This window comes from Dyella koreensis (genome assembly GCF_044904565.1).
Taxonomy (GTDB): Bacteria; Pseudomonadota; Gammaproteobacteria; order Xanthomonadales; family Rhodanobacteraceae; genus Dyella_D; species Dyella_D koreensis.
Genome location: NZ_JADIKD010000012.1, coordinates 1,080,241 through 1,106,203, shown reverse-complemented (window position 1 = coordinate 1,106,203; position 25,963 = coordinate 1,080,241). Strand labels below are relative to the sequence as shown.

The following is a 25,963-nucleotide window of genomic DNA, read 5'->3' as shown; positions in this document are numbered from 1 at the left end:
CGATCACTTCTTCTTCAGGCGCGCTACCAGCTGTTGCAGGACGGTCTGGGTTTCTTCGCTGAAGAATGCATCGACAAACTGATCCAGCGGCAGCGCATCCGGGTCGGCCCAGACCGAGGTGAGATCGGCGCGTGCCAGCTGGCGCGTCGCCAGCATCGCGCGCGGCGGCAAGGCGACCAGTTCGTTGAGCCAGTGCAGGGCACGCGTGGTGACCTGATCCACGGCGGTCAGTTCGTCCACGAAGCCATAGGCCAGCGCCTGTTGCGACTCGATCATGGCGCCGGCCACCAGCAGGCGCTCGGCGCGATATGTGCCTATCACCCGGCGCAGTGCCAGCTGGATGCACTCCGGCACGATCAGCCCGACTTGCACTTCGTTGAGGCCGATACGGAACGGCCCCTCCGCCATCACCCGGTAATCGCAGAACAGCGACAGCACTGCGCCGCCTGCCGGCGCATGCCCGGTGATCGCGGCGACCACCGGCACGGGCGACATGGCGAGGGCGGAGCAGGTGGCGAAGAACGTACGCCAGTACGCGCGCACGCCATCGCGATCCTGGCCAAGCAGCGCCGGCACATCGACGCCGGCGGAGAACATACCCTGCGCACCTGACAGCACGATGCCGCGGGCGCCATCCTTCACCGCCTGCGCGATGCCACCCTGGATGGCGTGCAGCAAGTCCAGATTGAGCGCGTTGACCGGCGGCCGAGCGAGGTTGATCTCGGTGATCGCATCGTGGGTGACGAGATTGAGCATGGCGCCGGCCTGTGGGGAAAAAGAATGCCCGCGAGAGTATCAAACTCGCGGGCATGTGCAGGGGCCAGCTGGATAGAGATTATTGCGGCTGTTCGGCCTCGGACCAGCGATAGCGCACGGCGTAGTCGAGCACGGCCTTGCCGCCCGCGGGCACTTCGATGCGGAATTCCAGCAAGTCCGGTTTCTGTTCGCTTGGCTTGCTGGAGGACGACAGCAAGGTCCATTCGCGCCAGCGGCTGGGGTGTTCGCGCACCGTCACGGTGCGTGCCGTATCGCCCGCGTTGGTGAGGGTGATGCGGAAGCCTTCTTCCATGCTGCGGCCCGCCTTGTCCAGCTTGAACTCGGTGCGCTCGCGAGCGGCACGCAGATCAAAGGCCGTGCCCAGCGTGATGCTGGCATCGCTGCCTTTGGGGGTGTCGGCGATGCGGCCTTCACCGATGAATTGCGGCGTTCCGTTGCGGTCGGCTGCAAGCACGCGCAGGTAGCCGGCGGGCAGGCTGTCGAAGGCGCGCAGACGCAGCGTGCTGGTCACCGTGCTGCCGCCGCCCGGACTCCAGTCGCGGCCGATCATCGGCTGCGGCGGCGTCCAGTTGCCACCGGTTTCGTAGAGCAGGGTGCGTTCGCAATCGATGCTACGGGTGGCGTAGAGCGGTACCTGGCTGACACTGCCATCAGGCAGGTCGACGGCGCCGGGCAGCGTGTAAGTGCGGTAGTCAGCGAGGCTGGACTGCTGCGGCATGTCGGCGGCTTCCGCCGCTTTGCCGCGATAGTTGGCGGCCATCATCATCGGGCGTGGAGCGGAAGCCTTGGCGAATTGCGGTTCGCCGGCGACCAGGGTGAGCTGGGTGTTGCTCCAGTCGCGCCCGCTGCGGTTGGCGATGCTGGCCCGCGATTCGAACTGCAGCTTGCAGGTATTGCCCGGTTGCAGCGTGCCCACGTAAGCGGCCCGCCAGCCGAGGCCGGCCGTCGGATAGCTGAGCGTCGCCTTGGCCGAGCCGGCGCGTGCCGCATCCACGCGCAGCTCCAGGCTGGAGCCGGTATTGAAGCTGCCGTGCGCACGCACCGCCGCGTATTCGCGGATCAGCGTGGTGTTGCCTGCCGTATCGCTGACCAGCAGGCCATTACCGGCACGCAGCAAGGTGCCGCTCGCCAGCGGCTGGCCGTTGTTGCCGATGACATCGATCGGCTGGCCGATGAGGCTGCCGAGCGCGGCGTCCTGTCCTTGCCCCAGCCGCAGGCGCTGTGACAGCACCTTGGCCGCGCCGCCATCGACATTCAAGGCTAGCGCTTCGGTATCGAGATAGGCGGGTAAGCCGCCCAGGCTCAGATCCTGCACACCGGCTTTCAGCTCAAGGCTGCGTGGCTCACGCGCAACGGCATAGCCGGCGTCGACATTGGCGCCATCGCCGGCGTTGAACAGCGAAGCGTCGTCACTGCGATAGAGGGTAAGTTCGGTGCGCTCGCCGGAAGGTGCGGCGGCGACGGTCGTAACCATGGCGGCGCAGGCCATGGCGAGGGTGCTGAGGGGAAACTTGCTCACGGGCGAACTCCTTTCGTTAGGCGCCGCCGATCTTACGCATCTCGCATGAAGGCGCGGCATCCGCCATCGCGTAGCCTTTAACCCCTAATCCGCCAGGTCGCGTTCAAGCCGAGGGAACCCGTTGCTTAGTGCGTCTGGAAGTAGTTGCGCAGCATGTCGATGTCACGTGTCTGCGTCAGTCCGAGCGCAAGCAGGATGCGTGCTTTCTGCGGAGTGAAATCCTCGCCAGAAATGAAGCCTGCGTCACGCAGATAACGCCGATGTGCCACGCGGCCCAAAGGCGCGCGCGTGCACTGGACCACGGCGATGCCGTTACCGATGGCGGCTTCGAGTGCCCGCTTTTCCGCGCCGGTCGTCAGTCCCGGCGCGAGCCCGGCGGAGACGATGCCGCGAGCGCCTTTCGCCAGCGCGGCTTCAATGAACGTTTCGTCGGCACCGACGTACGAGTAGACAATGTCTACGCGCGGCAGTTGTGTGTCGCCGGGCAGGTCCTTGAACGCGCCATCGGGAGCGTGTCGCTTAGCTGGCTGACGGTAGTAATGGATACCATCGGGATCGATCACGCCCAGCGCGCCGAAATCGGCGGAACGGAAGGTGTCGAGTCGGAGATTGGAGACCTTTACCACGTCGCGTGCGGCGAGAATCGTGTCGTTGAAAGCCACCAGCACGCCGCGGTCACGGGAATCTGCCTCAGCCGCGACACGGATAGCGCCGATCAGGTTCATCGGCGCATCGGAACCCACTGCGCTGATCGGGCGCTGGGCACCTGTCAGCACGACAGTCTGCGGGATATCCAGGGTCAGGTTGAGGAAGAACGCGGTCTCTTCCAGCGTCGCCGTACCATGCAGGATCACGAAGCCCGCGAGGTCCGGCTGCTCACGCGACAGGCGCTCCAGCGCGGCACGCAATTCGAACCAATCCGCGAACGTGATGTTGTTGCTGCCGATGGAGCGGAACGGGACGGCAACAAGGTCAGCGGCTGTAGTGGCCTCCGGTACGCGTTCCAGAATCTGCTCGACGCTGAGCTTGGTGCCGTGCTCCGGGTAGTCCATCAGATCGAGGTTGGACGTGCCCAATGAGGCGATGGTGCCGCCGCAGCCGATGATGGCGACGCGTGGCTGCGAGGTTTGCGTCATGGATTCCAGTCTCCTTGCGTGCGTTGCGGCTTGCCCGGTGTGGCGTCCGGAATCAGGCTGCCTCGACGGCGTCGCGGATCGCCTGCGGCAGCGGCACGGGTTTGCCGGTGGCCGGGTTCATCCACACCATCACCACGCGACCATCGCTGTAAAGGCGCTCGGGCTGTTCGGCATCGACGATGCGATGGCCGACGGTGATCGAGCTGTTGCCCAGGCGTTCGCAACGGAGTTCGACGTGCAACTGTGCCGGCCACTCAATCGGCATGCGGTAGTTGATCTCACTCGCTGCCAATACCGGCATCGATTGCTCGTCGAACCACGGGCCGGGTACATGCCTCAGCCACTGCAGCCGCGCCTCTTCCAGATAGGTGAGATAGTTCGAGTTGTTGACATGATTGAAGGCGTCGAGATCGCGCCAGCGTACCCCGATAGAGGCGACGTACAGCGGGTGGATTTCCGCAGACGGTGCCGGCGCGGAAACCGGTGTGGCTGGCTCCGCACTGGCCGCCTTGCGACGGCGCGATGCGGCTGGTGTATCGGTGGTGCTGGAACTCATGCCGTCTTTTTCCGTGCAGCTGGTTTTTCGCGGCTGGTGTTCTTGGCGGCCTTGGCTGGCGCGATCTTGAGGTGTGGTGCGAGGAAGCGGCCAGTGTGCGAGCCGGGTGCTTCCGCGACGGTCTCCGGTGTGCCGGTGGTCAGGATGCGTCCACCGCCCGCGCCGCCCTCGGGACCGAGGTCCACGATCCAGTCGGCGGTCTTGATCACATCGAGGTTGTGCTCGATGACCACCACGGTGTTGCCCTGATCCACCAGCTGATGCAGCACGTCAAGCAACTGCTCGATGTCGTGGAAGTGCAGACCCGTCGTTGGCTCATCGAGGATGTACAGCGTGCGGCCGGTATCGCGCTTGGACAGCTCCTTGGAGAGCTTCACGCGCTGTGCCTCGCCGCCGGAGAGCGTGGTCGCGCTCTGGCCGAGCTTGATGTAGTCCAGGCCCACGGCACGCAGTGTGTCGAGCTTGCGTGCGATGGTCGGCACGTTCTCGAACAGCTTGAGCGCATCTTCCACCGTCATGTTGAGTACGTCGGCGATGGTGTGGCCTTTGTACAGAATCTCCAGCGTCTCGCGGTTGTAGCGCTTGCCGTGACAGACATCGCAGGGCACGTACACGTCCGGCAGGAAGTGCATCTCCACCTTGATCATGCCGTCGCCTTCGCAGGCCTCACAGCGACCGCCGCGCACGTTGAAGCTGAAGCGGCCGGCGGTGTAGCCGCGCGAACGCGCTTCCGGCACCTGCGCGAACAGCTCGCGCAACGGCGTGAACAGGCCGGTGTAGGTGGCTGGGTTCGAGCGCGGTGTACGGCCGATCGGCGACTGGTCGATGTCGACCACCTTGTCGAACAACTCCAGGCCTTCCACCGATTTGTATGGCGCTGGCTGTTCGCTGGAGCCGTTGAGTTCGGCCGCGGCGAGGCGGAACAGCGTGTCGTTGATCAGCGTCGATTTGCCGGAGCCGGAAACGCCGGTGATGCAGGTGAACAGCCCGGCGGGGATCGCCAGGTCGACGTTCTTCAGATTGTTGCCGCTGGCGCCGCGCAGATGCAGCCACGAGTCCTTGTCCTCCTGCTCGCGGCGCTCGGTGGGCACTTCGATGGCGCGCCTGCCCGAGAGGAATTGGCCGGTGACGGAACGCTTGGAGGCAAGAATGTCCTTGAGCGTGCCCTGCGCGACGATCTCGCCGCCATGCACGCCGGCACCAGGGCCGATATCCAGCACATGGTCGGCGAGGCGGATGGCGTCTTCGTCATGCTCCACCACGATCACGGTGTTGCCGAGATCGCGCAGGCGCGTGAGCGTGCCAAGCAGGCGTTCGTTGTCGCGCTGATGCAGGCCGATCGAAGGTTCGTCCAGCACATACATCACACCCACCAGGCCGGCACCGATCTGCGAGGCGAGGCGGATGCGTTGCGCTTCGCCGCCGGAGAGCGAGTCGGCCTGACGATCGAGCGTGAGGTAGTTAAGGCCCACATCGTTGAGGAACGTCAGGCGCTCGCGGATTTCCTTGACGATCTTCACTGCGATCTCGCCGCGCCAGCCGGTGAGCGTCAGCGCCTCGAAGAAGGCGAGTGCATCATCGATCGAACGCGAGGTGAGCGAGGGCAGAGCATGGTCGGCGACAAACACGTTGCGCGCCGAGCGGTTCAGGCGCTGGCCGTGGCAGTCGGGGCAGGGCTGGTCGCTGATGTACTTCGCCAGCTCTTCGCGCACGGCGGGCGATTCGGTTTCTTTGTAGCGGCGTTCCAGGTTCGGCAGGATGCCTTCGAAACTGTGTTCGCGCGTGACCTTGCCACCGCGTTCGGTGAGGTAGCGGAACTGGATCTTCTCGTTGCCGCTGCCGTACAGCACGGCCTTTTGCACGTTGGCCGGCAGCTTTTGCCAGGGCGCGTCGACGTCGAAGCCATAGTGCGCCGCCAGCGACAGAATCAATTGGAAGTAATGCGCGTTGCGACGATCCCAGCCGCGCACCGCACCGCCGGATAGCGGTAGCTCGGGGTGGCCCACCACGCGCGAGGCGTCGAACACCTGAGTGACGCCCAGGCCATCGCAGGTCGGGCAGGCGCCCACCGGCGAGTTGAAGGAGAACAGGCGCGGTTCCAGCTCGGGCAGCGAGTAGTCGCAGACCGGGCAGGAATAGCGCGAGGACAGCAGCTGTTCCTGCGCTTTCGGGTCGTCCATGTCGACCACGATGACCAGGCCGTCGCCCAGGCGCAGCGCGGTCTCGAACGACTCGGCCAGGCGCTGCTTGATGTCATCGCGCGGACGGAAGCGGTCGATCACCGCTTCGATGGTGTGCTTCTGGCGCAGGGTCAGCGGCGGTACGGCATCGAGGTCGTACACGGTGCCGTCGACGCGGGCTCGCACAAAGCCTTGGGCACGCAGCTGCTCGAAGATCTGTACGTGCTCGCCTTTGCGCTCGCGGATCACCGGGGCCAGCAGCATGAAGCGCTTCTCCGGATCCAGCGCCAGGGTGGCATCCACCATCTGGCTCACCGTCTGCGCTTCCAGCGGAATGCCGTGGTCAGGGCAGCGAGGGGTGCCGACGCGTGCATAGAGCAGGCGCAGGTAGTCGTAGACCTCGGTGATGGTGCCCACGGTGGAGCGCGGGTTGTGCGAGGTGGACTTCTGTTCGATCGAGATCGCCGGCGACAGGCCTTCGATATGGTCGACGTCCGGCTTCTCCATCATGGAGAGGAACTGGCGGGCGTACGCCGACAGCGACTCCACGTAGCGGCGCTGGCCCTCCGCGTAGATGGTGTCAAAAGCCAGTGACGACTTGCCGGACCCGGACAGGCCGGTGATCACGATCAACCGGTCGCGGGGCAGGTCCAGATCGATGTTTTTGAGGTTGTGCGTGCGCGCACCGCGTATGCGGATGGTGTCCATGACGCCGGGGATTTGGGAAAAACTGCACTATACCAAACTAATCAGGTTAGTTATTGCCCGGGCCTGCGGAAAATTCGGAGTGAAGAGGCATCAAAGTGTTAACAGGGGGTTGTGGCTTAATACGTGTTTTGGCCGTTTTCGGCCGATCCAGCGAGAGACACAACGAATGCACAAGTGGAAAGGATGGGGGGCCGTCCTGGCACTGGCGCTGTGTGTGGGGCCGGCAGCTGCCGCCACCCAGCCCAGCGAAGAGCAGGTGCGCCAGCTGATGGAAGTGGTCGGGGTGGGCAAGATGCTCAGCCAAATGAACAACCAGGCCGTAGGCGTGATGCAGCAGTCGCTGCCCTGTGTGCCGGCCAGCTACTGGCAGAACTACATCGACGCGAGCGGCACCCAGCAGTTCATCGGTCGCCTGGTGCCGATCTATCAGCGCCATTTCAGCGCCGACGAGATCGAGGGGATGCTGAAGTTCTACCGCTCCCCATTGGGCCAGAAAGTGATCACCGAGATGCCTACCACCATGGGCGAGGCCAATCAGGCCGGCCTGCAGTGGAGCCGAGAGCGCAGCGACCAGCTGATCGCCGAGCTGAAACAGAAGGGCAGTCTGGATGCCAATGGACGCTGCCCGGCCACCAACAAGGCGGGGCCGGCCATCGCGGGTGGTGCCGCAGCGGCCGGTCTGGCCACCGGAGCAGCCGCTGGGGGCGATGACGATGACGAGGCCCAGGATGCCGCGCCAGCAGCCGCCAAGCCGACGGTAAAGAAGGCGACCACGCACACCAAGGGCAAGGCCAAAACGCCAGCCAAGGCCAGCACCAAGAGCAAGAAGGCGCCGGCCAAGGCTGCACCGGCCAAGACCCAGGCTGACAGCAAGTCGAAGTCTGCGGCCCCGGCCAAGCCGGCCACTTCGTCTTGAGTCCGAGGTGGTCAGGAATTGACCAGCGGTGCGACGGCTCGCTATAATCCTGAGTTCGCCGCCCCGGAAGGGGTCAGAGCGAAACCCAAGAGAATAACGACAGAAGGGATATTCCCATGAGTTATGCAGTCATCAAGACCGGTGGCAAGCAGTACCGCGTCCAGCAGGGCGATGTCCTGCGCGTGGAGCTGCTGAACGCCGAAGAAGGCGCCGCTGTGAAGTTCGACCAGGTGCTGCTGGTCGGCGCCGGCGAGACCATCACCGTCGGTGCCCCGACCGTGGCCGGTGCCACCGTCAGCGCCACCGTGCGCAAGCACGGCCGTGCCGACAAGGTCCGCATCATCAAGTTCCGCCGCCGCAAGCACCACAAGAAGCAGCAGGGACATCGTCAGCACTTCACCGAAGTCGAGATCACGGGCATCAACGCCTGATCCGCCAATTCTGGAGTAATCAGTCATGGCACATAAAAAAGGCGTAGGTTCGTCCCGCAACGGTCGCGACTCGAACCCGAAGTACCTCGGCGTGAAGGTGTACGGTGGCCAGGCCATCGAAGCCGGCAACATCATCGTGCGTCAGCGCGGCACCAAGTTCCATGCCGGTACCGGCGTGGGTCTGGGTCGTGACCACACCCTGTTCGCGCTGGTCGACGGCACCGTCGAATTCAAGACCCGCGGCGAGAACAACCGCAAGTTCGTCAACGTCGTCAAGGGTTAATTCCCTTCGGCGTTGCAGCGAAGGCCCCGCTTCGGCGGGGCTTTTCGTTTGTGAAGACAGCCTCGGCTATCCTGCCCCCGATTCCACACCGCTCGCCGGACTCCTTATGAAATTTGTCGACGAAGCCATCATCAAGGTTCAGGCCGGTGACGGCGGCAACGGATGCATCAGCTTCCGTCGCGAAAAGTTCATCCCCTTTGGCGGCCCTGACGGCGGCGACGGTGGCAGTGGCGGTTCCGTGTGGCTGGTAGCCGACGAAGGCCTCAATACCCTGATCGACTTCCGCCACCAGCGCAGCTTCAAGGCGCAGCGCGGCCAGAACGGCATGGGCAGCGACATGTACGGCAAGGGTGGCGATGACACCGAGGTGCGCGTGCCGATTGGTACGGTGGTGACCAACGTCGATACCGATGAGATCATCGGCGACCTCACCGTACATGGTCAGCGCCTGCTGGTAGCGCAGGGCGGCAAGGGCGGCCTGGGCAATATCCATTTCAAGAGCTCAGTGAACCGCGCGCCGCGCAAATCGACGCCGGGTACCCCGGGCGATGTGCGCGAGCTGAAGCTGGAGCTGAAGCTGCTTGCCGATGTGGGTCTGCTGGGCTTTCCCAACGCGGGTAAGTCCACCTTTATCCGCGCCGTCTCCGCGGCGACACCGCGCGTCGCCGACTACCCGTTCACCACCCTGCATCCGAACCTGGGCGTAGTCAGCCTGGGTACCGACCAGAGCTTTGTCATCGCTGACATCCCGGGCCTGATCGAGGGCGCCGCCGAAGGCACCGGCCTGGGCATCCAGTTCCTGCGCCACGTGTCGCGCACACGCCTGTTGTTGCATCTGGTGGACATCGCGCCGATCGACGGCTCCGACGTGGTCGAGCAGGTGCACACCATCGAGCACGAACTGGAGAAGTTCGATCCCGAACTGCTGCAGCGCCCGCGCTGGCTGGTGCTGAACAAAGCCGACGTGCTGCCGGAGGACGAACGCCAGGCGGTGGCCGAAGATATCGTCAAGCGCCTCGGCTGGACCCAGCCCTGGTTCCTGGTCTCGGCTATCGCGCGCGACAACACCATGGCCGTGTGTCAGCAGGTGCAGCGCTTCTTTGAATCGCAGCGCATGCAGCATGAAGGCCGTACGGACATGCTGCCGGGCGACGTGCGCATGCGTGGGGAAACGCCGCGCGATTGAGTGCGCGGTACGCCGTTCCTTCTTTCCCGTATCGCAGGAGCATCACCCACGCATGAAGCTGCAAGCACGCATTGCCGGCTATCGCCGGCTGCGCGATCAAGCCCTGTGGCGGTTGCTGGCCGCCGACCATGCCCCTGAACTGATCGGCCTGCTGCAAACGCTGCTGCAGGATGGCGAACGGCGGCTTCTCGCCTCCGTTCTGCACGAGCGCCTGCAAGATCATCTGGATGCGATCAACGCGTCCGATCTGCCGCGCGAGCTGCCGCGTACAGCATCTGCCTATGTAGCGTACTGGCTCTCGCAGGGTTTCCTTGAGCGCCGCCTTCCCGAAGGTGCCAGCGAGGAAGAGTACGAGTTGTCGGCGCAGGCCGCGCAGGCTGTGCGTTTCATCGCCGGCCTGGCTGCGCCACGCCATGCCGCAACGGAAAGCCGCCTGTCGCTGGTGATTCAGCAACTGGTGCAGCTGGCCGAGCAGACCGAATCCGATCCCGCCGCACGCCTTGAAGTGCTGCAGGCGGAGCGTGATCGTTTGGATGCGGAGATCGAGCGCGTCAAGAGCGGCAAAGTGGATGCATTGGGCGGGTACCGGGCACTGGAGCGCACGCGCGAGATCATCCAGTTGGCGGATGACCTCGCAGAAGATTTTCGCCGTGTACGCGACGACTTCGAGCGCCTTAACCGCGAATTCCGCGAACGCATCATTGACGACGAGGGGCATCGCGGCGAATTGCTCGATCGCCTGTTCGACGGCGTGGATGTGATTGCGGAGAGCGAGGCAGGGCGCAGTTTTCAGGCGTTCTGGACGCTGCTCAACAACATGGAGCAGAGCCACCAGCTTGATACAGCAATGGAGACAGTGCTCTCTCGCGGCTTTGCCCGCCGCCTGCAGCGCGAAGAGCGTCAGCTGTTGCGTGGCTTCACCGGCGTCATGCTGGAGCGTGGCAGTCAGGTGCACGACGTGATGCAGCACTTTGCGCGCAGCCTGCGTGGCTTCGTTCAGAGCCGCGGCTATCTGGAGCAGCGTCGCCTCAATCAGTTGCTGAAACAGGCACAAGCGGAAGCACTGCAGTTGCGCGACGAAGTGAGCGCCCATCAGCGCACCCCGTTTGTACTGCCACTTACCAGTTCGCGTTTGCGCTCCCTGTCGCAATGGCGATTGCATGACCCACGCCATGCCCGAGTGGACGGGCGTGTCGATCTGAGCGGCGGCGCCGCCATTTCACTGGATAGCGTGGGCGAGCTGGTGGCGCAGTCCGAGATCAATTTCCGCGGCCTTCGCCGCGATGTCCATGAATTGCTGCAGACACACGATCAGCTATCCATTCGTGAGGTGCTGACGCAGCGTCCGGCCGAGCAGGGTCTGGGCAGCATCATCGGCTTCCTGTCGCTCGCGACGCGTTACGGCGTGGTGGCCGAAGGTCAGCTGGAAGAAGTCGCATGGCAGGGTGGCGATGGCCAATGGCGCCATGCCCGTATTCCCCTCGTATGGTTCCTCAAAGAGAAGCGCGATGAACTTGCTTGAGAACGAGACGCTAGGCGTTCCTCACGAATCTGCACCTACGGCCGCAAAGGGTTTGTTCGAAGGAGACACCGGCGTGTTGCCCCTGGAGGCGCGCCGCGCGCTGTGCCAGCTACTGGCTGGCCCCAGCGTGGACATGGCGCGCCACGGTTTGCTGTGGACGGCCTTGCTTCGCTATGAAACGACACTGCGTTCGCAGTTGTGCGAGCTTTTTCTCGAGTTGGTGGTGGATCGCGAGGCTGGTGTGGCCTTTGCGCGCCAGGCCGAAACCGGCGAGCTGGATACACCGGTACTGCTGCGCTCTTCCCCTTTGACCTTCATCGACACCGTGCTCCTGCTTCATCTGCGTCAGCAACTGGTGGAAGCCGAAGCGCACGGGTTGCGGGCCGTGGTGGAAGAGGGTGCCCTGGTGGATGCGCTTTCCGTCTACGAGAGGAACCTGTCGACCGACCGCGCCGGCTTCGCCAAACGTGTATCGGCTGCGATCGGCAAAATGAAAGACAACCACGTGCTGGATCGCCTGCGTGGCAGCGAAGACCGCTTCGAAGTTTCACCCACGTTGAAGCTGTTGTTCTCGGCAGAGGACGTGCAGGCCTTGACGCAGATTTATCGCGAGCTGCGCGGCGTGGAAGCGGTGGTCGAGGAGTATGTGGATGAACGCTAAGGGCCAGGACGCAAAGAAACCTGCGAAGAATGTGGGTGGTAAGACGGAGCCGGTGGAGACCAAGGCGCCTGGCAAATCCGTGAAGCCGCCTAAGTCAGCGAAGCCCGCGAACGCAGCGAAGAAGCGCGGGCAGGTTATTGGCCCAGAGAAGACGGCCAAGCCGGTGAAGGTAGAGGCTTCCGCGGTGGCGTCACCCATGGCTACGGCCACCGTTCCTGCTGACACATCCGCTCCAGTAAAACGCGCCAAGCCAGTCAAGGCCACTCGCGTGGCAGCTCCTTCGTTGTTCTTGTCCGATCTGCCCGATCCCAGGGACGAGCAGTTCCGCATGCGTCGCCTGCAGGTTTTCAACTGGGGTACGTTCAGCGGTCTGGTCGATATCCCCATCGCCGAGCGCGGTTTCCTGTTCGTGGGTCGTTCTGGCTCCGGCAAGTCCACGTTGCTCGATGCCATGTCGGCACTGCTGGTGCCGCCCAGTCTGGTGGATTTCAACGCGGCAGCGCGTGAAGCCGATCGCAGCGGCCGCGACCGCAGCCTGGCTTCCTATGTGCGCGGCGCATGGGCTGACCAGCACGATAGCGACTCCGGCGAAATCGCTACGCAGTACCTGCGCAAAGGTACGACCTGGTCCGCGCTGGCACTGGAATACCGCAATGCGTTTGGCGCCACAGTGACCTTGATCCGTCTGTTCTGGATCAGCGGCAATGGTTCGGCCGCCGCCGATGTGCGCAAGCATTACATGGTTGCTGAGCGTGCCTTCGATGTCGCGAAGGATATGGATGGCTTCGATCTCGACCTGCGCCGACTCAAGGCGCGGCTAGGCGATGACGTGCATCATTTCGATGCGTTTGCCGGTTACGCGGAGCGCTTCCGGCGCTTGCTCGGTATTCAGAACGAGATGGCGCTGAAGCTGCTGCACAAGACCCAGTCGGCAAAGAACCTCGGCGACCTCAATCATTTTCTGCGCAGCTTCATGCTGGACGAGCCGGAAACGTTTGCCGCGGCCGACCGCTTGGTGGGCGATTTCGGCGAGCTGGATGCGGCACATAAAGCGGTGGTGGTGGCGCGCGAACAGGTGCATACCCTGGCCCCGGCGCGTCAGGCTTATGACCGGCTGCTGGGGCTGCGCCGCGAGACCAGCGCCTTGCGCGAGCAACAACAGGGCATCGATCTGTTCCGGGAGCAGCGCCGGCTGATGTTGCTGGATGGGCGCTTGGCCGAGCTGCAGGTGCAACAGCAGGCGCTTGAAGGCGAGCTGGCGCAGCGCAAAGCGCTGCTGGATAACCACGATCAGCACCTCGCCGATCTGGAGCGCCGTCGCCGCGAGCAGGGTGGCGACACGATCGATCAGTTGGAACGCGAACGCGAGCAAGTGGCACGTGAGCGCGACGAACGTCTGCGCAGGCGGGGCAAGATTGAAGCGGCCTGCCGTGAGTTGGACTGGGATCTCCCATCGAGTGCGCGCGGCTTTGCCGAGCTGGCCGGACAGGCGCGGGAACTTGTCGACGGCGTACGTGGGCATACGTCGGTACTCGAAGAAAAAATGGATGCGGTCAAGCGCGATAGCGGCCAGGCCGCGCAGCGCTTCGCGATAGTGCGGGCAGAAATTGATGCGCTCAAGCGTCATCCGTCCAATATCCCGGCGCCGATCCAGGCTATGCGCGCGCGTCTATGCCAGGAGCTTGGCTGGTCCGAGAATGCTGTGCCCTTCGTGGGTGAGCTGCTTCAGGTCAAGAATGAGCATGCTGCCTGGCGTGGTGCCATTGAACGCGTATTGCACGGCTTCGCCTTGTCGTTGCTGGTTGACGAGCACCAATATGGCGAGGTTGCCGCGTGGGTCAACAAGACTCACTTGGGCGGCAAGCTGGTGTACTACCGCGTGAATCGCGTGGAGAACTTTGGTCAGCGCAAACCCGAATCGCGTTCGTTGGTGCATCGACTGGATATTCGCGATCACGCACATCAAGCCTGGCTTCAGGCCGAGCTGACGCGCCGTTTCGACTATGCCTGTGTGGATACGGCGGCAGCCTTGCGTCAGGCGGATCGTGCAATCACACGGGAAGGCCAGGTCAAGCATCCAGGCGATCGTTATGAAAAGGACGATCGGCGCGGGGTGGATGACCGCCGGCATTGGGTGCTTGGTTTCGATAACCGCGACAAGCTGGTGCTGTTCGAAAAGGAAGGCGGCGAACTGGCCCAGGCGATTGCGCATGGTGGTGACGCACTGGCTGCACTCAAGCAGGAGCGAGACAAGGAAGGTGACCGTCGCGTGGCTGCTGCCGCATTGCTGGGTGTGGAATGGGAAGAAATCGATGTGGCGCCCAAACTGCAGCGTTTGGGCGATATCGAGACCCATCTGCGTCAGCTAGCTGAGGGGGATGCCAACCTGCAGGCGCTGGCGCAGCAGATTGAATCTGAGCGCGGCCAGCGTCAGCGGGCGGCGAGGTCCTATGAAGATGTCGCTGCAGAGCGTATTGCGGCGGGGCGCGAGTACCGTGGCCTTGTCTCGCAGCGCGAGGCTTGCGCGATAAAAGCGGGAACGGCCGCACTCACTCCCGTGCAATCCGGGGGGCTGGAGGCGCGTCTGCCATCGCAGCCTGCGCTCTCTCTGGACAATATCGACAGTCAGTTCCGCACGCTCGAGCGCGCGCTGCATGACGTGCTCAATGGGCAGGCGGCGCAGGACATCCAGCTGGTACAGGCGATTGAGGAGTGCTTCCGCGCCTTCTGCCGCCGCTGGCCGCAGGACGGTGCGGACTTCACGCCGACTCTTGACGCTACCGAAGGCTTCATGGCCCGGCTGCGGCGTCTGGAACTGGATGGCCTGCCCAAGCACGAGGCGCGTTTCTTCGAGCTGCTGCAGAGTCAGAGCAAGCAGGATCTGCTGGTACTCCAGAAGCATATGACCGAAGCGCGCAAGTTGATCGGCCAGCGCATGGAGGAGGTCAACGAAAGCCTGGAACGTGTGCCCTTCAATCGGGGCACGCTGCTGCAGATTGAAGTCACGGATCGTGGCTTGCAGGAAGTGCGCGATTTCCAGGGCCAGCTACGCGACGTGCTGATGCAGCACCAGACAGAGGATCGCGAACGCTCGGAAGCTCAGTTCGCCGTACTGCGGCAGCTGGTGGCGCGTCTCGGCGCGCAGGATCCGGAGCAGCGCCGCTGGCGCGAACAGGTGCTGGACGTGCGGCAGCATGTCGAATTCGTCGGCGTGGAAGTGGAGGCGGATACGCGCCGGCAGGTGGAGGTTTATCGCAGCGGCGCCGGTAAGTCGGGCGGACAGCGCCAAAAACTGGCGACCACTTGCCTGGCTGCCGCCTTGCGTTACCAGCTCGGCGGCGAAGATGGCCATCTGCCGCGCTATGCTCCCGTGGTGCTCGATGAGGCCTTCGACAAGGCCGATAACGAATTCACTGCGCTGGCGATGAATATCTTCGAAAACTTCGGTTTCCAGATGATTGTGGCGACGCCGCTGAAATCAGTGATGACGCTGGAGCCGTTCATTGGTGGGGCGTGCTTTGTCGACATCAATGGGCGCCACGATTCGGGCGTATTGCTGATCGAATACAACGAAGCGGAAAGGCGATTGGCCCTGCCGGACAAGGCGCGAGACGCCGCCTGAGGCGTGCCTGTCGGAGATATGAAGGAGCCCATTCTTGTGGGCAATGGCGGGATGCGCCTGTAAGGGGAGAGTCGACTGCCCTTTAGTGACTTCTTCAGTCAAACAAAAACGCCGGCTGTCGCCGGCAGGATTTTCCCCGATGAAACAAAAAGGCCGGCTTTCGCCGGCCTTCTCGCCAACCCGAATCGCGCAGGACGCTGGCTTACGCCAGCTCGTGGATCTTCGCGTTGAGGCGGCTCTTATGGCGAGCTGCCTTGTTCTTGTGGATCAGGCCACGCGCGGCGTAGCGATCCATCACCGGCTGGGCGGCGGCAAAAGCTTCGACGGCGGCAGCCTTGTCCTTGGCCTCGATGGCCTTGACGACCTTCCTGAGGGCGGTGCGCACCATGGAACGGGCGCTGACATTGCGCAGGCGGCGCTGCTCGGACTGGCGCGCGCGCTTCTTCGCGGACTTGATGTTGGCCAAGGTAGAACTCCGAAATCGCTGGGTTGGGTGGAAAAAGGCGGTAATTATGCGGCTAATGCGCCGCTGCGTCAACAGCTTAGCTACGCTCCCGGGCTTGGCCGGGGTGCGATGAGGCTGAATCGGGGCCGGTGATGTCCACCGGAAAGTCACCATTATGCCACGTCGGAGCTGTCTCTGGTCCGAAACGGCTGTCAAACTACGCGCTTTGTGGGTGCCGGACCGGCCCCACGGCTTTATTCCAGACCATAAAAACCAAGGTGCCAGAGCGCGCATGAAGTCACCCAGCATGTTCCGAGGGCTGCTGTCGTTCAGCAGCATGACCATGATCTCGCGCGTCCTCGGTCTGGTCCGGGATATGTCGATCAACGCGGCCTTCGGCGCCAATGCGGCGACAGACGCGTTCTGGGTGGCCTTCCGCATTCCGAATTTCATGCGGCGGCTGTTTGCGGAAGGTTCGTTCTCTACCGCGTTCGTGCCGGTGTTCACTGAGGTCAAGGAGAAGCGGCCTCACGCGGATCTGAAGGATCTGATGTCGCGCGTGTCCGGCACGCTCGGGGGCGTGCTGCTGCTTGTTACCGCGTTGGGCGTGATTTTCGCGCCCGAGGTCACCGCGCTGTTCTCTCCTGGAGCGATCGAGACGCCGGAGAAGTTCGCGCTGACGGTGAATCTGTTGCGATTGACCTTTCCATTCCTTTTGTTCGTTTCCCTGACCGCGTTGTCGGGTGGTGCGCTCAACAGCTTCCATCGCTTCGGTCTGCCGGCATTGACGCCGGTGATCCTCAATCTATGCATGATTACCGGCGCACTGTGGCTGGCGCCGCGCCTGCATACGCCGATCATGGCGATGGGCTGGGCGATCATGGCCGCCGGCATCCTGCAATTGCTGTTTCAGTTGCCGGCGTTGCGTCAGCTCGATCTGCTGACCTTGCCGCGCTGGGGCTGGAGCCAACCCGACGTACGCCGGATCATGCGGCTGATGGTGCCGACGCTGTTCGGCTCGTCGGTGGCGCAGATCAATCTGTTGCTGGATACGGTCATCGCCTCGCTGCTGTTCACCGGTTCGCAGAGCTGGTTGTCGCAGGCCGATCGCTTTCTGGAGCTGCCGCTGGGTGTGTTCGGTGTGGCACTGGGCACGGTGATCCTGCCCTCGCTGTCGCGACATCATGTAGCGACGGACGGTGCCGGTTTCTCCAAGGCGTTGGATTGGGGGCTGCGCACGACCCTGCTGATCGCGGTGCCGGCCATGTTCGGGCTGATGCTGTTGGCCGAGCCGCTGGTGGCGACGCTGTTCCAGCATGGCCGCTTTACGCCGTTCGATACGCATATGGCCACGCTGTCGATTTCGGCGCTGAGCTTCGGGCTGCCGGCTTTTGCGCTCGTGAAGGTGGTGCTGCCGGCGTTCTATGCGCGGCAGGACACGCGTACACCGGTGCGCGCCGGCGTGGCTTCGCTGGTGTCCAACATGGCCTTGAACGTGGTGTTCCTGGTGCTGTTGTTCGAGCTTTGGGCGCCGTCGGAGCTGAAGCAGGGTTCCTGGCTGGAAGGGTTGGCCAAGGTGCCAGGGCTGCACATGGCGCTGGGTATGGCTAGCGCACTGGCCAGTTACATCAATCTCGCCTTGCTCTGGCATTGGCTGCGTAAGGCCGGGGTTTACCAACGCCAGCCGGGCTGGGCCCGTCATCTGTTGCGCCTTGTGCTTTCCTGCGCGGTGATGATTGCCGTGCTGTTGCTGGGATTGTGGCTGTGGCCGGATTGGACCGATGTGTCCAAGTGGACACGCGGCTGGCATCTGGCTGCGCTGGTTGTGGCTGGGGGCGGAGCCTACGTCGCCACCCTGTTCGCCACGGGTTTCCGCCTGCGCGATCTGCGTGGCGTGTGACTAGCCGCCGCGGCGCAGCCGTTATACTCAGGCGATGATGAGACTTTCCAGGGATATCGCCGGTCCGTGCCTGGCGCCCGGCGGTAGCGTGGTAGCCGTCGGCGCTTTCGACGGTTTGCATCGCGGCCACCAGGCGCTGCTGGCCGAGGTGCACGAGCGCGCGCAGGCGCTGGGTTGTACGCCAGTAGTAGTGAGCTTCGAACCATTGCCCCGAGCCTTTTTCTCCAAGGAGCCGGTGCCACGTCTGTCCAGCGTGCGGGAAAAGCTCCGCGGCTTTGACGCAGCCGGCATGGAGCAGGCCTTGTTGCTGCGTTTCAATGCGACGCTTACCGCTATGTCCGCCGAGGATTTCGTGCGCCACGTGCTGGTGGAGCGGTTGGCTGCGCGGGAAGTCTGGGTCGGCAGCGATTTCCGCTTTGGTCACAAGCGTGGCGGCGACGTCGCCTTGCTGGAGGTGATGGGTGCCGATCACGGCTTTACCGCGCGCACCATGCCTTCGGTTTTGCTGGACGGCGCCAGGGTATCCGCCAGCCGCGTACGCATGCTGCTGGCGGCGGGTGAGTTTGCCGGGGCGACGCCCTTGCTTGGCCGTCCTTTCGTGATCGAAGGCAAGGTCGAATACGGCAATCAACTGGGCCGCACGCTGGGTTTCCCCACGGCCAACATCCATCTGCGTGAGCGGGTGAGTCCAGTACATGGGATCTTCGCGGTGCGCGTTGGGCTGGGCGAAAGCGAATGCAGCTGGCCCGGCGTGGCCAGCCTGGGCATCCGTCCCACCGTAAACGAAGTGGCCGAGCCGCTGCTGGAAGTCCATTTGTTCGACTTCGAGGGCGATCTCTACAGTCAGCGCATGGCGGTGGAGTTCGTGGCCAAGCTGCGGGATGAAATGAAGTTCGACGGGCTGGATGCCCTCACCGAGCAGATGCACCGCGACGCCCGCATGGCGCGCGAAGTGCTCGGCATGAATCCGCGCCTGGCCGAGGCGTAACGCGCCGGAATCCGGTAACGTTCAAGCTTTCGCCCGGCGCGCGGCCCGCGCCGGCAAGACCAAGACGGCGCCGGCCTTAAGGCCGCGCCCGCAACCCCGATGGCACCCAGGCAATGACTCAGGACTACAAGAGCACCATCAATCTGCCGCAGACGGATTTCCCGATGCGCGGCGACCTGCCCAAGCGCGAACCCGGCTGGTTGGCGGAATGGGAGAAGGTCAGCCGCTACGCGCAGATTCAGGAGCACACCGCTGGCCGCGACAAGGTGTTCGTGCTGCATGACGGCCCGCCGTATGCGAACGGCGCCATTCATTTGGGCCATGCAGTGAACAAGGTACTGAAGGACGTCGTGGTGAAGTCGCGGCTGATGGCAGGCTACCGCTCGCCTTACGTGCCCGGTTGGGATTGCCACGGCCTGCCGATCGAGATTGCGGTTGAGAAGAAGCACGGCAAGGCGGGCGACAAGCTCGACGCCGTGGCCTTCCGCCAGAAGTGCCGCGAGTATGCGCAGCAGCAGATCGATCTGCAGCGCGGCGATTTCAAGCGCCTGGGCGTGCTCGGCGACTGGGAGCGCCCGTACCGCACCATGGATTACAAGTTCGAGGCCGACATGATCCGCGCGCTGGCGCGCATCGTGGCCAATGGCCATGTGGTACGTGGCGCCAAGCCGGTCTATTGGTGCTTCGATTGTGGCTCGGCGCTGGCCGAGGCGGAGATCGAGTATGGCGACAAGACGTCGCCGGCTGTCGACGTCGCCTATGACGCGGTAGATGCCAAGGCGCTGGCCGCGAAGTTTGGTGTGGATGTGGGCGATGCCGTTGTCGCCGTGCCGATCTGGACCACTACGCCGTGGACGCTTCCGGAAAGTCAGGCGGTCGCGCTGGGTGCGGAGCTGGAGTATTCGCTGGTCGAGGGACCGTCGCGCAACGGACGCCGCGTCCTGTTGGTCATCGCCGCCGCTCTGGCGGAAAAGGCGTTGCATCGCTACGGCGTAGAGCAGCCGGTCGTGCTGGGTCATGCGGTCGGCCAGACGCTGGAAGGGACGTTGTTGCAGCATCCGTTCTATGCACGTCAGGTGCCGGTGCTGCTGGGTGAGCATGTGTCCGCGGAAGACGGCACCGGCGCGGTGCATACGTCGCCCGATCATGGCGTGGAAGACTTTGTCGTCTCACGCCGCTATGGCATCAATACGCTCAATTTCATCGAATCGCGCGGCACCTACCGCGCGGATACGCCGGCGGCGGACGGCCTGCAGCTGGCGGGTATGCACATCTGGAAGGCCAACGACGCCATCGTCGAACTGATGCGTGGGCGCGGCGTGTTGCTGGCCCATCACAAGATCGAGCATAGCTATCCCAATTGCTGGCGCCACAAGACGCCGGTGATCTTCCGCGCCACGCCGCAGTGGTTCATCAGCATGGAGCAGGCCAAGCTGCGCGAGGCCGCATTGGCCTCGATCAAGCATGTGCGCTGGGTGCCGGGCTGGGGCGAAGAGCGCATCGCCGGCATGGTCGGCGACCGCCCGGACTGGTGCATCTCGCGTCAGCGCACCTGGGGCGTGCCGATCGCGCTGTTCGTGCACAAGGCGACACAGGAGCCGCATCCGGATTCCGTCGCGCTACTGGAGCAGGTGGCCAAGCGTGTGGAGCAGGGCAGCATCGACGCGTGGTATGCGCTCGATCCCGCCGAATTGCTCGGCGACCAGGCGGCCGATTACGAGAAAGTGACCGACGTGCTGGACGTGTGGTTCGACTCCGGAGTTACTCACTTTGGCGTGATCGGCCAGCGTCCGGAGCTGCAGCAGGGCGATGCCAAGTCGTACAAGGTGATGTATCTGGAAGGCTCGGATCAGCATCGCGGCTGGTTCCAGTCTTCGCTGCTCACCTCGGCCGCGATCCATGGTCGTGCGCCCTATGACGATGTGCTTACCCACGGTTTCACCGTGGACGCGCAGGGGCGCAAGATGTCCAAGTCGCTGGGCAACGGCATCGAGCCGCAGGACATCATGAAGACCCTGGGCGCGGACATCCTGCGTCTGTGGATCTGCTCCACCGATTACCGCAACGAGATGTCGCTGTCGGACGAGATCCTCAAGCGCGTTTCCGATATGTATCGTCGCATCCGCAATACGGCGCGCTTTCTGTTGGGCAACCTCGATGGTTTCGATCCGGCGAAGCATTTGCTGCCTGTAGAGCAGTGTTTATTGCTGGACCAGTGGGCGGTGCAGCAAGCGTACGATGTGCAGCAGGCCGTGGCCGCGGCATACGATCGTTACGATTTTCCCGAGATCGTGCAGCGCGTGCAGAACTACTGCACCACGGAGCTGGGTGCGTTGTATCTCGACATTACCAAGGACCGCCTCTACACCATGCCGACCGATAGCCATGGTCGGCGCAGTGCGCAGAGCGCGATGTACCGCATCGCCGAGGCGTTGGTGCGATGGCTGGCGCCGGTACTGAGTTTCACGGCCGAGGAAATCTGGAAGTCCTTGCCGGGCGAGCGCGGTGAGAGTGTGCTGTTCGAGACTTGGTACGAGGGTCTTGCGGCTACTCAGAGTTCGCCGGAGCAGCGTCGTTACTGGTCGGACCTGCTGGCCATTCGCGACACGGCGTCGCGTGTGCTCGAAGGCATGCGCAAGGGCGAGCAGATCGGCGCTTCGCTGGAGGCCAAGCTGGCCATTCATGCGGATCCGGCCGTGGTGTCGCGCTACGCTCCCGCGGCGGAAGAGCTGCGCTTCTTCTTCATCACCTCGGATGTGCGCCTTGATGTCGCAGGCGGTCAGCCGGAAACGGCGGTACTTTCAGAGCTCGAAGGTGCCGACGTATGGGTCTCGGCCACGGTGAGTGATGCGGCGAAGTGCGTGCGCTGCTGGCATCGTCGCGACGATGTGGGTCAGCACGCCAACCATCCCGAGTTGTGTGGCCGCTGTATCAGCAACGTGGAAGGGCCGGGCGAAGATCGCCGCTGGTTCTGAGTGCCGAAGGACATCATGAGTAACTCCCCCAATGCACTCCGCTGGCTATGGCTTTCCGTCGTGGTCATCGTGCTGGATCAGATCAGCAAGTTCTGGGCGCTGGGTGCGCTACAGCCTGCGGGCATGCCGCATCCGGTGATTCCGGGTTTCCTGAACTGGACGCTGGCGTTCAATACCGGTGCCGCGTTCAGTTTCCTTGCTAATAGCGCAGGCTGGCAGCGCTGGTTTTTTGTGTTGCTGGCGGTGGTGATCAGTGGCGTATTGGTGGTGTGGCTCAAGCGCACGGCCCGTAGCGACTGGCGTACGGCGCTGCCGTTAGGCCTGATTGTGGGCGGCGCGCTAGGCAACTTGATTGATCGCCTGCACGCCGCGCAGGTGACGGATTTCATCCAGGTTTACTACCGTGACTGGTACTACCCGGTGTTTAACGTAGCCGACTGCGCCATTACTGTGGGTGCGGTGCTGCTGATCGCGTTCGGCCTGTTTGCCGGCAAGCCTGCCGGTGCCGTGCGATAATTACGGAGTTCAGCGCCGGCCCGAATCGGGGTGCGGTGCAGCCCGGACCGGGCGCCAGACAGCTGAGGCCTTCTTTGGACATTCTGCTCGCCAACCCCCGCGGATTCTGTGCAGGCGTGGATCGCGCCATTGCCATCGTCGAGCGTGCGCTCGAATCCTATGGCGCGCCGATCTATGTGCGACACGAGGTGGTGCATAACCGCTACGTGGTGGACAAGCTGCGCGCCGGTGGCGCGGTATTCGTGGAAGAGTTGGACGAGGTGCCGGACGGCGCCACCGTCATCTTCAGCGCGCATGGCGTTTCCAAGGCGGTGCGTGAGGAAGCCGATCGCCGCCATCTGAATGTCTTCGACGCCACCTGTCCGCTGGTGACCAAGGTGCACATGGAAGTTGCCCGGCTGGGCCGCACCGGCCGCAGTGTGGTGCTGATCGGTCACGCGGGGCATCCGGAAGTGGAAGGCACCATGGGGCAGTGGAACCCGGCCAACGAAGGCGAGATTCTGCTGGTCGAATCGGTGGAGTGCGTGCAGACGCTGCAGCCGAAATTCCCGCATGCACTTTCCTATGTCACCCAGACCACGCTGTCGGTAGACGACACCAAGGCGATCATCGCCGCGTTGCGCGAGAAGTTCTCCGATATCGAAGGCCCCCGCAAGGACGACATCTGCTACGCCACCCAGAACCGCCAGGACGCCGTGCGGCGACTGGCTGATTCAGTGGACCTGGTACTGGTGGTCGGCTCCGTCAACAGCTCTAATTCGAATCGCCTGCGTGAGCTGGCGGAGAAGCAAGGCGTACGTTCCTTCCTGATCGACGGTGCAGAGCACATCGAGCGTAGCTGGCTGGAAGGCGTCCGGCACATCGGCTTGACTGCCGGTGCTTCCGCGCCCGAGAAGCTGGTACGCGACGTCATTGCTCGGTTGCAGTCCTGGGGAGCTGGCGAGGTCCGCGAGCTGGATGGCGAGGCCGAGACGATTACCTTTGCCCTGCCGAAGGAGCTGCGCATCGCCGGCAGCAGCACTCCCGCCAGTCTCTGAGGGCGGGCTCAAGGCCCCACCAAGCAAAAAGCCCGCAGCGATGCGGGCTTTTTGCTTTGACTGGTGCCGGAAACAGGAGTCGAACCTGCGACCTACGCATTACGAATGCGCCGCTCTACCAACTGAGCTATTCCGGCAGAGAGCCGCGAATTCTACGTGCCGACCGTTTGCGGCGCAAGCTGTGGCGAAATGAAAGGTGGGGTCTGGGCAGCCACTCCAGGTAACCGGGGGGCTTGGTCCCGTTAAGGCGAAACGCCATGCAGTATGAGACGCATCCGGCCGTCTTTAAGGCGCGTCCCATATCTTCCGCGCACAGCGAAATCCGACAATGCGTCCGTCTGGTGCCGGAGCCCATGTAAGGCTTCCGCCCAGGAAACTGCGCCGTTGGCGTGACGGGGCATCGGGGTATCGCATATGTCCCTTGTGACCCATTCAGACCTCCTGCCTGGAGGCCGATGGACGAGTGAGGTGCCGGCATGCGTTTGGTGGCTTCCGGGTGGGGACGCACTCCGTGGTTCAGATGGTGGTTGGGACTACGCGGATGGATGGGGGGCAGTCGCGAATCGGGGCAGGCTGCCAAGCCATCTCCTGCGTCGAACGGAATCTGTCAGGCCATTTTGGATGCGCTGCCGTATCCCGTCCTTTGCAAAGATGCGCAGGGCGCCTATCTGGCGGTCAATGACGCTTATGAATCCCGGTTCGGGGTTCAGAGAGCGCAATTGCTCGGACGCAGCCTGTTGCAGACCCGGCATATCGATGTCGATTGGGAGCAGGCGCATCAGGCGCACTTGCGCGTACTAAGCAGCCGGGCGGCCGAGCGGGATGAGCGCGTTCTTCCGGCCATCGGCGGCGAGCGCTTGTGCCGGATTCACCGCATACCCGTGCAATTACCCAATGGACAGGCAGCACTGTTGGTGGTGATTGCGGACATGGAAGAGGCTCGCGCGCCGCAGTGGCAGGACAATGGCATCGGGCTGAAACAGGCCGCCAACTGGGACGCAAATCTACTGTCGCTAATGAGCCACGAGATCCGCACGCCTATGAGCGGTCTGTTGGGTACCCTGGAGCTGCTTGATCATCCTCATTTGAGCGAACGCCAGCGAATGCTTTTGCGAGTGGCTGGCGAAGCCGCTCGTTCCCTGTTGCATGTCATTGATGACGTCCTGGACTACGCCAGGATCGAGGCAGGAAGGCTGGCCATTGCATGCAAGCCGTTCAATCTCCGCCAGGTCATCGATAACGTTGTGCGGGCGCGGCTATCTCAAGCGACCATCAATGGCGCGAGGATCGACGCCAGAATCGATTCCGATGTGGCGACATATTTGAAGGGCGATGGTGAGCGCCTGCGGCACTTGCTCGATGACCTGCTTCGCTACGCATTGAAGTTCACCTTCGATGGAGATGTTCGTGTCGAGGTGCGAGTGATTGAAGAAGCAGATGGGCGACAGGACATCGAGATCGGTGTCGCTGGTGCCGGTGGCGAGATGGGAGCAGAGCATTGGGCTGCTTTGTTCGATCCGTCAGCGGAGGCAGCCGGGTCGATCGACAGGAGTGGTGCAGCCGACGGCCTGGAGCTGGTCATCGCTCATCGCTTATGCAGTTTGATGGATTTGTCGATCGGTCATCAGAGTGAGCCGGATCAGAGCGCGCGCATTATGTTGCGTGGCCGGTTCGTGATGGCCGGAGCGGCTGAGCGTGAGGATGCCTCGTTCGCCATCACGCCCGATTCGGGTAGCACTAAGCTCTCCGAAGAGCTCAGGATTCTAGTGGCCGAGGATCATGCGATCGTACGTGAAGTCCTTCATCGGCAACTGGAAACCCTTGGCTGGCTGTGTGATGTCGTAGCTGATGGCGAAGAGGCCCTGGCCGCACTCTCGGCGAGGTCGTACGCCTTGCTGATCACCGACTGCCACATGCCGAAGATGGATGGTTTCGAACTGGCGCGGCGAATACGCGCCGGCGAAATGGGTAGTCGCCTTCCCATCATTGCGCTGACCGCTAACGTCTTGGTGGATCAGGAAAGGCGATGCATAGAGGCTGGCATGGACGACATGATGGCCAAGCCCCTGCGGCTGGCGACGCTGGCCGACAAACTGAATCACTGGATTGGCCGATCGATGCTATCCGCCTCAGTCGTAAGCGATGCCATCTCTGACGAGACTGACGGTTCTGATATTGCTCAGGTGAAAACCTGCCTGAGCAAGGTGTTTGGCGACAGCTATGTTGCGGTGCTCAAGGATTATGTCGAGCTGACTCAGTCCGAGCGGGAGCGGTTGAACGCGGCGTTGAGAGTGATGGATATCGATAAAGTGCGCGAAGTGGCGCACTCCGTGCGCGGCATCGCGGCGTTCTTCGGCGCAAGTCAGCTCGCGGAGGTGGCGTCATCGGTCGAGTCGGATCAGCCGACTTCAGACATGCTTATGCGTGCACGCCAGCTTGAATCCGATCTGGGCGGATTCATGTCGGCCTTGAAGCAATCCCAGCAAACATAGAGCTAATTTTCCGATAAGTACGAAGCGAATTTCGGAATGTTCGTATGGATCGATGCGGGGTCGCAAGGGAAAATCCCGCAGCTGCCCATAACGGTTCGAAGGGTTCCGAGTGG

General features: G+C 63.2%; 18 protein-coding genes, 1 tRNA gene and 1 pseudogene. 13 read left to right on the top strand and 7 right to left on the bottom strand.

From position 1 onward, the window contains the following. Positions 1-3 precede the first annotated feature (3 nt). From ISS97_RS19960 to uvrA, 5 genes are all read right to left on the bottom strand, one after another. A complete protein-coding gene (locus ISS97_RS19960; RefSeq protein WP_379984423.1) occupies positions 4-756 on the bottom strand; it encodes an enoyl-CoA hydratase/isomerase family protein in 753 nt (250 codons plus the stop codon). Positions 757-835: 79 nt separating this feature from the next. Then, the gene (locus tag ISS97_RS19955) at positions 836-2,266 is read right to left on the bottom strand and encodes a DUF4139 domain-containing protein (RefSeq protein WP_379984675.1); all 1,431 of its coding nucleotides are present in this window, start codon (positions 2,264-2,266) and stop codon (positions 836-838) included. A gap of 155 nt (positions 2,267-2,421) precedes the next feature. Next, the gene (locus ISS97_RS19950) at positions 2,422-3,432 is read right to left on the bottom strand and encodes an asparaginase (RefSeq protein ID WP_379984424.1); all 1,011 of its coding nucleotides are present in this window, start codon (positions 3,430-3,432) and stop codon (positions 2,422-2,424) included. 52 nt (positions 3,433-3,484) lie between these two features. Then, positions 3,485-3,988 (bottom strand): acyl-CoA thioesterase, encoded by a 504-nt coding sequence (locus ISS97_RS19945; RefSeq protein WP_379984425.1) that lies wholly within the window; start codon positions 3,986-3,988, stop codon positions 3,485-3,487. Then, complete coding sequence (uvrA, locus tag ISS97_RS19940; protein WP_379984426.1) at positions 3,985-6,876, bottom strand: excinuclease ABC subunit UvrA; 2,892 nt, start codon at positions 6,874-6,876, stop codon at positions 3,985-3,987. Before uvrA ends, ISS97_RS19945 begins: the two co-directional genes overlap by 4 nt. 166 nt (positions 6,877-7,042) lie before the next feature. Here uvrA and ISS97_RS19935 point away from each other — a divergent pair, with 166 nt between their 5' ends. The 7 genes and pseudogenes from ISS97_RS19935 to ISS97_RS19905 form a co-directional block, all read left to right on the top strand. Beyond that, entirely contained in the window at positions 7,043-7,792 is a 750-nt protein-coding gene (locus tag ISS97_RS19935; protein ID WP_379984427.1) for a DUF2059 domain-containing protein, read from the top strand. 116 nt (positions 7,793-7,908) lie between these two features. Then, entirely contained in the window at positions 7,909-8,223 is a 315-nt protein-coding gene (rplU, locus tag ISS97_RS19930; RefSeq protein ID WP_379984428.1) for a 50S ribosomal protein L21, read from the top strand. A 25-nt stretch (positions 8,224-8,248) separates the two neighbouring features. Beyond that, complete coding sequence (gene rpmA, locus ISS97_RS19925; RefSeq protein WP_090450248.1) at positions 8,249-8,506, top strand: 50S ribosomal protein L27; 258 nt, start codon at positions 8,249-8,251, stop codon at positions 8,504-8,506. A gap of 106 nt (positions 8,507-8,612) precedes the next feature. Next, positions 8,613-9,692, top strand: a complete 1,080-nt coding sequence (gene cgtA / locus ISS97_RS19920) for an Obg family GTPase CgtA (RefSeq protein WP_379984429.1) — start codon at positions 8,613-8,615, stop codon at positions 9,690-9,692. 52 nt (positions 9,693-9,744) lie between these two features. Continuing rightward, a complete protein-coding gene (locus tag ISS97_RS19915; protein ID WP_379984430.1) occupies positions 9,745-11,214 on the top strand; it encodes a DUF3375 domain-containing protein in 1,470 nt (489 codons plus the stop codon). After that, the gene (locus ISS97_RS19910) at positions 11,201-11,875 is read left to right on the top strand and encodes a DUF4194 domain-containing protein (protein ID WP_379984431.1); all 675 of its coding nucleotides are present in this window, start codon (positions 11,201-11,203) and stop codon (positions 11,873-11,875) included. The genes ISS97_RS19915 and ISS97_RS19910 overlap by 14 nt, the downstream gene beginning before the upstream one ends. Beyond that, positions 11,865-15,485 (top strand): annotated as a pseudogene (locus ISS97_RS19905) (SbcC/MukB-like Walker B domain-containing protein); the annotation flags it as partial. The gene ISS97_RS19910 and the pseudogene ISS97_RS19905, both read left to right, overlap by 11 nt. Before the next feature lie 214 nt (positions 15,486-15,699). On the opposite strand, the gene rpsT reads toward ISS97_RS19905, so the two are convergent. Further along, complete coding sequence (gene rpsT, locus ISS97_RS19900; RefSeq protein WP_379984432.1) at positions 15,700-15,963, bottom strand: 30S ribosomal protein S20; 264 nt, start codon at positions 15,961-15,963, stop codon at positions 15,700-15,702. Positions 15,964-16,234: 271 nt separating this feature from the next. Here rpsT and murJ point away from each other — a divergent pair, with 271 nt between their 5' ends. The 5 genes from murJ to ispH all read left to right on the top strand — a co-directional run bounded on the left by murJ (position 16,235) and on the right by ispH (position 23,358). After that, positions 16,235-17,842: a murein biosynthesis integral membrane protein MurJ gene (gene murJ / locus ISS97_RS19895; protein ID WP_379984433.1), complete on the top strand. Its 1,608-nt coding sequence runs from the start codon at positions 16,235-16,237 to the stop codon at positions 17,840-17,842. Between the two features lie 34 nt (positions 17,843-17,876). Then, complete coding sequence (locus tag ISS97_RS19890) at positions 17,877-18,830, top strand: bifunctional riboflavin kinase/FAD synthetase (RefSeq protein ID WP_379984434.1); 954 nt, start codon at positions 17,877-17,879, stop codon at positions 18,828-18,830. Positions 18,831-18,943: 113 nt separating this feature from the next. Next, positions 18,944-21,805 (top strand): isoleucine--tRNA ligase, encoded by a 2,862-nt coding sequence (ileS, locus tag ISS97_RS19885; protein WP_379984435.1) that lies wholly within the window; start codon positions 18,944-18,946, stop codon positions 21,803-21,805. Positions 21,806-21,820: 15 nt separating this feature from the next. Then, positions 21,821-22,321 (top strand): signal peptidase II, encoded by a 501-nt coding sequence (lspA, locus tag ISS97_RS19880; RefSeq protein WP_379984436.1) that lies wholly within the window; start codon positions 21,821-21,823, stop codon positions 22,319-22,321. A gap of 74 nt (positions 22,322-22,395) precedes the next feature. After that, on the top strand, positions 22,396-23,358 hold the full coding sequence (gene ispH / locus ISS97_RS19875; protein ID WP_379984437.1) for a 4-hydroxy-3-methylbut-2-enyl diphosphate reductase: 963 nt from the start codon (positions 22,396-22,398) through the stop codon (positions 23,356-23,358). A gap of 61 nt (positions 23,359-23,419) precedes the next feature. Here ispH and ISS97_RS19870 read toward each other — a convergent pair. Continuing rightward, a tRNA-Thr gene (locus tag ISS97_RS19870) sits at positions 23,420-23,495 on the bottom strand. Between the two features lie 480 nt (positions 23,496-23,975). On the opposite strand from ISS97_RS19870, the gene ISS97_RS19865 reads away from it, so the two are divergent. Continuing rightward, positions 23,976-25,850, top strand: a complete 1,875-nt coding sequence (locus tag ISS97_RS19865; protein WP_379984438.1) for a response regulator — start codon at positions 23,976-23,978, stop codon at positions 25,848-25,850. The last annotated feature ends 113 nt before the right edge of the window (positions 25,851-25,963 follow it).